This is a genomic window from Alicyclobacillus suci (assembly GCF_017329615.1).
Taxonomy (GTDB): Bacteria; Bacillota; Bacilli; order Alicyclobacillales; family Alicyclobacillaceae; genus Alicyclobacillus; species Alicyclobacillus suci.
This window is the reverse complement of the sequence record NZ_JAFMTW010000073.1, coordinates 1-7,339: the sequence shown is the minus strand read 5'-3', so window position 1 is coordinate 7,339 and position 7,339 is coordinate 1. Positions and strand designations below refer to the sequence as shown.

The window sequence follows — 7,339 nt, the reverse complement described above, 5'->3', positions numbered from 1 at the left end:
AGCAAAGGGATACCGCAACGTCGAGAACTATATCTCTATGATTTACCTCTTACTGGGGAAGTTGTCTTTTGACTTACCCACCTAAAACAGCGAGGAGGCCATCATTTTAGCATTATTCAAAAAAACAGAGAGGATCGTTATTGGCGATATCTGCCCCTAAGTACGATAAGATACGAATAGCGTCAATGTATATTTAAACATTCCCAGGGTTGAATTCTGCAGTATAGCCAGTTAGCCCTTGTACTTGAATCTCCATAAGCCAGCAGTCATGATGCTTGCCTTCGTGTAGTTCCCGTTTCGGCAACAGTTTTACCTTTCGAAAGCCACATTTTTCGTAAACGTGTATCGCTCTCGTATTCTCAACCCGTGGGTCCATGACCACTCGATCAGCTTTACACTCTCGAAATAACCAGTCTACCACCGTGTGGACCAGCAAAGTTCCAATCCCTTGATTCCACAAATCAGGTTCTCCAAGAAATTGGTCCATGCCGTATATCCGACTACTCTGCGGATATCCGTATAACGTCAATTCCTCGCCTACTACAGGGTAGACCTGAACATATCCCGAAGGCGAACCTCTCCATGTAACTAAGCAACCAAGAACACGACTTAAATCAGTCTTGCTAAGAAATTTTTTATGTACCATGTCCATGTCATGCGGTTTGTCCCGCCCTTCATAATAGGCGAGAACACGTGAGTCATTGAGCCACTTGTGAAGTATAGGACCATCTTCATCCCTAAGTGGGCGGATTTTCAAATCACCCGATGCCAGTTCCACCATTTTACACCTCTCATTCCTATTGGATATCTATGTAGCGGTCATATTGGATTAAACTGCCCGTTTACGCCGTAGGGACAGTCAAATTCGAATGTATTTTCATGCAACCATTAATCTTCCGTTAATTCAGGTCCCCACGTATCATAAAGCGACTTTATGAATTCCGCCGCAAGATAATCCGCACCTTGATTCAATTCCCGACTCTCTAAATCGCGACCTGCGACCGCGTATAATGCGTACGCGCCAGTCATTGGGTTGCCCAGTACTCCGACGTCAAGTAGCGCATGCGGCAGCCCACCCGTCATGTTCCATTGTTTCTGTGGAGGGATACCCGACGTCTTACCTGCCATTCTTACCAGTCCTGCCACTACTGGCTCAAATATCTGCAGTTGTGCATGGTATCCATCAAGCACGTATTTGACTACACGAAGTAGAGCGCCCAACGTCCCTTTGTTGTTTTCTTCATCGCGAGCACTCTTATTGATTTTTATCCCAGGAAACTTGCTGCTAACAGATCAAGTCCTAAATGTGGTGTAAATTCGTCCCTCGGTAGTTTCGAGTTATGTCAACCGATTTGACTGACCCTCTTCGCCACTTTGGCCTTCTTTCGTTGTTGCTCCTCACGCCACGCGACATACTCCGCCATGTCGAGATACTTGTGCCCCGACTGCCACTTCTCGTCCATCTCCATGAGTAACGCGCCAATCAGCCGTACCTGTTTTATATCGCGCTCGATTACCCACTTTCGTCAAGCTGGCTTACCCCAAATAATCGTTACAAACTGGTAATTCGTCGGGCACTTGACACGGAGCCTCTACGGGCATGAGTAGGCCGAAATGCGCGCTGCAGCAAAGATTTCAGCGCCGAACCAGGCTATCATGCCCGCCTCTCCGTATAAAGCGCCCTGGTTCTGCTGGGAATTCTGTTGACATAACGCTGGCGATGAATCCGGGTATTTTTGCTCGACGACAAACACGTACCACAGAATCGCGGTTGGGGTAGATGCGAATCACCCGATCCCGCCGCCGAATCTCCTCGTTCAGCCGCTCCATGCCATTGGTTGTCCGCAGCCGCTTCCGGTAGCGCTCTGGCAACGACAAGACCGCCGTAATGTCGTCGAATCCGTTCTCGAGGATCCAGATTGCCTTCGCCGCCTTCTCCCCGTACTCCGCAACGACTTGATTCAGCAGCAACCGCGCGGTCTCCACGTCCGGTGCGTCTAAGATGGCCCGCACCTTTCCATACAGCTCATCGTGCAAATGCTTGGGCGTCGCGTCTAAAAAGTTGCGCATGAAATGCGTCTGACATCGCTGCCACGTTGCGCCTTGAAACTGCCCCTGCAACGCCTTCACGAGTCCGCCGTGACTGTCGGATACAACGATGTCCACACCTCGCAAATCACGGCGTTTGAGCCACGTGAAGAACTCAGACCAACTCGCTTCGGATTCGCTGTCTCCGAGCATGATGCCAAGGATCTCACGGTATCCCTCATCGTTGACGCCGGTTGCGATCATCGCCGCTCTCGAACGAACCCGTTCATCCTCCCGAATCTTCAGAACGATCGCATCCACCAGTACGAATGGATAGCGTCTATCCTTTAGGTTCCGGCCATTCCAGGCTTGGACGATGGGGTCAAGACGTTTGCACAAGTCGGACACGGTGGATTTCGAGAACTCCGCGCCACACAGTTCCTCTGTGATCGCAGTGATTTTCCTAGTGGAGACACCCTGGATGACCATCTCCACCAGTGCGAGTAGCAGGGCTTGTTCACTACGCTGATAACGTGCAAACAGTTCCGTGGAGAAGTTGCCGTTACGCAGACGCGGTACACGTAGCGTCATCGTGCCCACGCGGGTCGTCAGAGGATGTGGGCGAGTTCCATTCCGGTAGCCCTGGCGCTCCTCAGAACGCTCATACGGCTCCGCCTGAAGTTGCTCAGACGCCTGCGCATGCAACACTTGATTCAGGACCTGCTCCAGCAACAGTGCCATCCCCTTATCCCCAGAAAACAGCCCTTTCAAAACATCATCGTCCACGGTAATGTTGTACTGTGCCATTCTCGTATTCCTCCTAGTAGATTTGTTCTCGGCAAACTCATTCTACCAGAGGGGCGAGGTGGCACTTTTCATGTTAAGTCACCCAGTGCGGCCACTGAATTTACACCAATTACACGGACTAAACTGTCTCTTATACCATCATTATACAATCGGTTCGATTGACTTCATATTGGATTAGCCTGTCCGATAACGACGTAACCCAGAAAACTCCTCGTTAGATATTTATGCACACACGGGAGTGAATCCTTCTTCGGGATCAGCCTCCGTTACCTGAGGAAGAGGCACTCTTTCAAAGCAATCCAGCCGGTCAGTGTATAATAGATATACCCAAGTGAAGGAGTGGCGTTTTATGGCATACGCAATGAACAAAAAAAAATTGTCTGGAAGCAATCGGCGACTTATAGTCGGAGACGTTCTCTGAGCTATGAGGGAATCCTCATTCTGGGTGAGCATCAGATATGCCTCCGACAACGTAGGAGGTAAAACATGATAGCGGGAAACCTTGTTCAACTTAAGCCTATTTCACGTGACCAGTTTCGAAAGGTGTACGAATGGCAGGTAGATCCTGAAGTTTCTTACTACGCATATGGAGAACCATACGCATACACTGCACCAGAAGAGGCATTCATGCAGTCATACGATCCCATGTATTTGGAGAACAACCCTCGGGAAAATGGGGTTTTCGGGATTTTTGTGAATGAAGACGACGAGTTTATTGGCACAGTGGACTATCGGGATGTTGATTTGGTTGTCGGTTCAGCAGTGATCGGTGCTACGATTGGGAACAAGCAATATTGGGGGCGTGGTCTCGGCACCGACGCCGTACGGACGCTCTGCACATTTCTGTTCCAGCGTTTTGCATTATCCAGGATTCAACTCGATACGTGGGATGGGAACACACGGGCCATCCGTTCATATGAAAAAGTAGGCTTTCAGATTGAAGGACGACTTCGCAAAGCAACACTTGTCAAAGGGGAACCAGCAGATGTAATCATCATGGGGCTCGTCCGTCAGGACTTCGACGAATAATGATTCGGACAGCCACCCGCCCAGGGTGGCTGCTTGTATGTTGAGTGTCTGTATCTCGTACAAACCTGCCCGATTACCTCATAAAGCTATAACTTGAACACCGTATTGTCACGCAGAACAACAGGCGTTTCCGCCTTGGGAATGTGCTCCCGTTGACAGAAGAAATTTTGAATCCATTTATAAATTTAAAGCAAGTCGAACCATGTCACGGCACTGTATTCCGTTTTCATAAATCGGTTCATCGTAATGGAGAGTGAAGAAATCCCTGTCTACACCGACAATACGAAAACCACATTTTTGATACAAAGCCAACTGACCAACGCTAGAGTTCCCTGTACCAAGTTCAATCGTTTTATATCCCATGGAATTTGCTCTCTCAATTGCATGAAGAACCAGTCGTTTCCCAATTCCATTACCCTGTTCTTCTTCCGCAACCGCAACGTTCACTAGCTCAACAGTTTGTGGACGTGTATCAATAAGCACATAGACCCCAATGATTTCACTGTTTGATTCGGCAACGAAACAATACCCACGGTGAATGTAGCTCTCAACTGATTTTTCCGAAGGGTCTGCAAGCATAAGCAGTGACATGGGGAACTGTTCCTCAGAAAGTAAACATCGAATTTGAAAACCATCCATCGCCCGATAACTCCCACTTTTTTAGCGTATTCCTGTCCCATAGAGACACAACACTAGGTTAGTAAAACCGAATATTCATGCATTTGTTGCCGTACCTTCTTCTCGGTCAATGCACTCTTTACTTGAAGGCGGGGCTTACGAAATGATTGGAGTGAGTTTACTAGACAATAGATTTTCAAATATTTCTTTCTGACCTGGGAACAACTTAACTGGTAATTCTTCCAGAGGGAAAAACCGGACGTCTAGGGATTCTTCCGTTGTTTGTGCCAATTCACCTTCGTAATCTCTACATATAAACTCGATGAGCACATTTGCGACCTGATCACCATTCGGATGAGTCCATTCGTTTTTTACTCCCGAATAAATCCCGAACAGAACCATTTTTCCGAGCCGCAGACCTGTTTCCTCAAGTACTTCACGTCGAGCAGCATCTTCGAATATCCCACCGATTTCCAGGTAACTTCCTGGCAACCCCCAATACCCGTTGCCTCCACGTTTATGGAGGAGAATGCGACCCTGACCGTCAAAGACTAATGCTCCACACGCAACCATGATGATTTTTGTGTGCCCAACTAATGATCGAATTTCTCGGATATAATCTGCCACGATTTTTCTCCTTTGGGGCGCGAGTTTTGTGCTAAGTATAGTCCAAACCAGAATAGGTATCCTATTCTGCTTAACGATAACTGGGCACGGTTGTATCGCTGCACATTGCATGTTCATGCAAGCACCCATCAATATTGTTATCGCCGATATGCGCACTACCTGTTATGTGTCAACGCAGGATTTAATTTGACCCATTTCTCCGGGCTAATTTTGACCCACCCGGCGGCGTTAAATCAGGATGTCGTCACAGTTTCTCGTGGGGCGCCATAAACGCCGACTCTCACCTTTTCCCGTAATCTATAGCTCTGTGGATTCGTCTGCCGCTACTGCGGGCGTATGTTCCGTAACCATCTGCTCAACGCTTTGGCGGTCATAGCGCTTGTATGGAAAGAGGATGTATGGCAATTCGTGATGAATACGCCGGCACTGCTTGCACCGCATTCTGCAAATGACGAGCTTGATGTGTGCTCCCGAGCTTTGAATGCATGTTCTCGTCCTATTACCTGCTACACTCAGCGTGCTCTGGCAACAGGGACAGGGAACAGAGTCCTCACTCCAAACAAAAAACGCATTTGCATTCATTCCAAACCAGCTTAAATTTTGGATATACTCACCATACGTTTGTTGGAGACGTCTCCTTGGCACTGCTCGATACAGTGCCAAGCATAGGGGGCGTCCTTTTCCATTCCCAGGATAAGGACATGATAAACGTCAGTTATTGGACAGGCAATCCCGTCAGCTTTCGGGCGTTATGCGCTAGCAGAAACACTAGAACAATCGACGGAGCCGTCATTTGACAGCCCCGTTCATTGATTATTTATACGCTAAACAGATCCAATGAAGGCGTCCTGTCTGAACCCACTGCACGGAATGAAAACCAGACGCATACAAATTCTCACTCAAGTCGCCGACCAGTGAATAATCCTCGCTATCGTCCCAGTGCGACAGCATGTGGCTCTTGGCTTCTGCCATTGCCGAATGTGACGCAAACATAATGTCGAGGAGACAGAGATGCCCCCCGTTACGAAGTACACGATTGACTTCCCTGCATGCATCAAGTCTTTGACTTGGTGAAACTTCATGAAAACAGAAACTTGATACGACGACATCAAACTTGTTCTGAGCAAACGGTATTGTTTGAAATGTACCCATTCTCAGTTCATAGTTCGGGTGGAGTTTCTTGCACTCTTCGATCATTGCTTCCGAAAGGTCAATTCCAGAAATGACGGCACCTTTCGCTTCAAAGCGTTGGGCGAAATTCCCCGTACCAATACCAATGTCGAGAAGTTGTAGTATGTCATGAGTCACTGGACACACTTCAGCGGCAGTATCAATACTTGTCTCGTATCCTTCTAAGATACCGTTGGCATTTTCCAAATCACGAGCATAGGTTGAAGCCCATGTGTCAAAAAGTTTTTTGGTTTCCTCGGCAGTTCGTGTCAAAGAAGTTTCCCCTTCCAAGGTGTAATGGGTCTTTGGATATAGTAAACAGACGAATCTCGTTGGTACAAAGCATGGCAACCACCCCATTTATCGGATGTTTTGAATTATACAATAATTCCCGTGTCACAGGGTATGTATTACGCTTCTTCCGTCGCTCTTCTGCCCGAGAGCGTCGGAACATGGTCACGCTGAAAGTGTATATCCATGCGTATGAGGGCGAGCTGATGTCCAAGAATCTGTCACTGTTAACACGATGCGATGGTTAATCGTTGTCTGAATTCAGCGAAAGTCGATGAGTTGCATTTTCAGGGACATGAACCGTCGAAAATCCAAGCCCACGATAGAACTGGTCAGCCACTGGATTATCTGTTCTAAGTGTCAGGGTGGCATAAAACCGTTTTGCCTCCAAAATAACGCCAGATACCAACCTTCTGCCCACACCAAATTTCCGAAGGTCAGGATGCACGTACAGTCTGCGAACCCTGCCCACGCTAGCCAATAGTGAATATGGATCTTGATTTAGTCCGCAGATTCCAGCGATTTGACCCGTATGGGCAACGAACAATGCCTCTCCGTCACGGTCGAACCGATTTGCTCCATTTACATACTCATCGTAGAGTCGCCTTACAAAACGAAACCCCTCCTTTTCACTTTCAAGTACCAAAGGGTACACATCATCAACGTTTAACCCGGATTTCGACGATTAGGTGATTGAGGTCATTGACCGGGGCATGTTTTCAAGTATTTGGTGGATTTGTTAGCGAACACGGCGAAATCATGGTACGGA

The 7,339-nt window shown here is 47.9% G+C and carries 9 protein-coding genes and 1 pseudogene; 1 reads left to right on the top strand and 9 read right to left on the bottom strand.

The features are described from left to right. Positions 1 to 193 precede the first annotated feature (193 nt). The 4 genes and pseudogenes from J3482_RS18900 to J3482_RS18890 form a co-directional block, all read right to left on the bottom strand. Positions 194 to 781 carry a GNAT family N-acetyltransferase gene (locus J3482_RS18900; RefSeq protein WP_206922942.1) on the bottom strand — a complete coding sequence of 196 codons (588 nt, stop codon included), beginning with the start codon at positions 779 to 781 and terminating at the stop codon, positions 194 to 196. Between the two features lie 107 nt (positions 782 to 888). Continuing rightward, on the bottom strand, positions 889 to 1,128 hold the full coding sequence (locus tag J3482_RS18895) for a hypothetical protein (protein ID WP_206922941.1): 240 nt from the start codon (positions 1,126 to 1,128) through the stop codon (positions 889 to 891). A gap of 215 nt (positions 1,129 to 1,343) precedes the next feature. Beyond that, positions 1,344 to 1,469, bottom strand: a complete 126-nt coding sequence (locus J3482_RS21365) for a hypothetical protein (protein WP_268884592.1) — start codon at positions 1,467 to 1,469, stop codon at positions 1,344 to 1,346. A 280-nt stretch (positions 1,470 to 1,749) separates the two neighbouring features. Then, a pseudogene (locus tag J3482_RS18890) lies at positions 1,750 to 2,835 on the bottom strand (IS256 family transposase); the annotation flags it as partial. A gap of 486 nt (positions 2,836 to 3,321) precedes the next feature. Between J3482_RS18890 and J3482_RS18885 the strand changes: the two are divergent. After that, positions 3,322 to 3,864, top strand: a complete 543-nt coding sequence (locus J3482_RS18885) for a GNAT family N-acetyltransferase (protein ID WP_206922939.1) — start codon at positions 3,322 to 3,324, stop codon at positions 3,862 to 3,864. A gap of 177 nt (positions 3,865 to 4,041) precedes the next feature. Here the strand turns inward: J3482_RS18885 and J3482_RS18880 are convergent, their stop codons facing one another. The 5 genes from J3482_RS18880 to J3482_RS18865 all read right to left on the bottom strand — a co-directional run bounded on the left by J3482_RS18880 (position 4,042) and on the right by J3482_RS18865 (position 7,225). After that, positions 4,042 to 4,503 (bottom strand): GNAT family N-acetyltransferase, encoded by a 462-nt coding sequence (locus J3482_RS18880; protein ID WP_206922938.1) that lies wholly within the window; start codon positions 4,501 to 4,503, stop codon positions 4,042 to 4,044. Positions 4,504 to 4,638: 135 nt separating this feature from the next. Next, entirely contained in the window at positions 4,639 to 5,109 is a 471-nt protein-coding gene (locus J3482_RS18875) for an NUDIX hydrolase (protein WP_328702760.1), read from the bottom strand. Between the two features lie 297 nt (positions 5,110 to 5,406). Further along, on the bottom strand, positions 5,407 to 5,691 hold the full coding sequence (locus J3482_RS21920) for a DUF6431 domain-containing protein (RefSeq protein WP_369123484.1): 285 nt from the start codon (positions 5,689 to 5,691) through the stop codon (positions 5,407 to 5,409). Positions 5,692 to 5,922: 231 nt separating this feature from the next. Beyond that, entirely contained in the window at positions 5,923 to 6,552 is a 630-nt protein-coding gene (locus J3482_RS18870) for a class I SAM-dependent methyltransferase (protein ID WP_206922937.1), read from the bottom strand. Between the two features lie 262 nt (positions 6,553 to 6,814). After that, complete coding sequence (locus J3482_RS18865) at positions 6,815 to 7,225, bottom strand: GNAT family N-acetyltransferase (RefSeq protein WP_206922936.1); 411 nt, start codon at positions 7,223 to 7,225, stop codon at positions 6,815 to 6,817. Between the last annotated feature and the right edge of the window lie 114 nt (positions 7,226 to 7,339).

Coding starts and splice junctions, on each gene's coding strand:
- J3482_RS18900 (WP_206922942.1), bottom strand. CDS start 781: ATGGTGGAACTGGCATCGGGTGATTTGAAAATCCGCCCACTTAGGGAT.
- J3482_RS18895 (WP_206922941.1), bottom strand. CDS start 1,128: ATGGCAGGTAAGACGTCGGGTATCCCTCCACAGAAACAATGGAACATG.
- J3482_RS21365 (WP_268884592.1), bottom strand. CDS start 1,469: ATGGAGATGGACGAGAAGTGGCAGTCGGGGCACAAGTATCTCGACATG.
- J3482_RS18885 (WP_206922939.1), top strand. CDS start 3,322: ATGATAGCGGGAAACCTTGTTCAACTTAAGCCTATTTCACGTGACCAG.
- J3482_RS18880 (WP_206922938.1), bottom strand. CDS start 4,503: ATGGATGGTTTTCAAATTCGATGTTTACTTTCTGAGGAACAGTTCCCC.
- J3482_RS21920 (WP_369123484.1), bottom strand. CDS start 5,691: ATGAATGCAAATGCGTTTTTTGTTTGGAGTGAGGACTCTGTTCCCTGT.